The sequence below is a fragment of the Flavobacterium sp. UBA4854 genome (assembly GCF_002399805.1).
Lineage (GTDB): Bacteria > Bacteroidota > Bacteroidia > Flavobacteriales > Flavobacteriaceae > Flavobacterium > Flavobacterium ginsengisoli.
In genome coordinates this window covers 103,553-104,613 of the sequence record NZ_DHEI01000040.1, presented here as the reverse complement: position 1 = coordinate 104,613, position 1,061 = coordinate 103,553, and the positions used below count along the sequence as shown (strand labels likewise).

Here is a 1,061-nt window from a genome sequence, read left to right as displayed (position 1 = left end):
AATGGATTCTATTATGATGTTGATTTTGAAGATCAGAAAATTTCTGAAGCTGACTTTAAAAAGATAGAAGACCGTATTCTTGAAATCTCAAGAGGAAAATATGATTTTAAAATGCGTCCTGTTACTAAAGCTGAAGCTTTAGAGATGTACAAAGACAATGTTTACAAAACTGAATTAATTTCGAATCTTGAAGACGGAACTATTACTTTTTGTGATCATGCAACTTTTACTGATTTATGCCGTGGTGGACATATTCCAAATACTGGAATAATCAAGGCTGTAAAAATCATGAGTGTTGCTGGTGCTTACTGGAGAGGTGATGAAAAAAACAAACAGTTAACTCGTGTTTATGGAACTTCTTTCCCTAAACAAAAAGATTTAACTGAATATCTTGAACTTCTTGAGGAAGCAAAACGCCGTGACCACCGTAAATTAGGAAAAGAGTTGGAATTGTTCGCTTTTTCTCAAAAAGTAGGCCAAGGTTTGCCTTTATGGTTACCTAAAGGCGCTGCCCTTAGAGAGCGTTTGGAGCAATTTTTAAAGAAAGCTCAAAAGAAAGCTGGATACGAGCAAGTTGTGAGTCCGCACATTGGCCAAAAAGAACTTTATGTAACTTCTGGTCATTATGCAAAGTATGGAGCAGATAGTTTCCAACCAATTCATACACCAGCTGAGGGTGAAGAATTTTTATTGAAACCAATGAACTGTCCTCACCATTGTGAGATTTACAACGTAAGACCTTGGTCATACAAAGATCTACCTAAGCGTTATGCTGAATTTGGTACTGTATATAGATATGAGCAATCTGGAGAATTACACGGTTTAACTCGCGTTAGAGGATTCACTCAAGATGACGCGCATATCTTCTGTACTCCAGAACAATTGGACGAGGAATTCAAGAAAGTAATTGACCTTGTATTGTACGTATTTGGCTCATTAGGCTTTGAGAACTTTACTGCTCAGATTTCATTAAGAGATCAGGAAAACAGAGACAAGTATATTGGTACTGATGAAAACTGGGAAAAGGCAGAAAATGCAATTATCAACGCAGCAAAAGACAA

The 1,061-nt window shown here is 36.7% G+C and carries 1 protein-coding gene; it reads left to right on the top strand.

Features of this window, described 5'->3' with window-relative positions; all coding sequences use genetic code 11:
- On the top strand, positions 1–1,061 hold a 1,061-nt coding region (thrS, locus tag B3J44_RS05770; RefSeq protein WP_286966722.1), incomplete at both ends, for a threonine--tRNA ligase.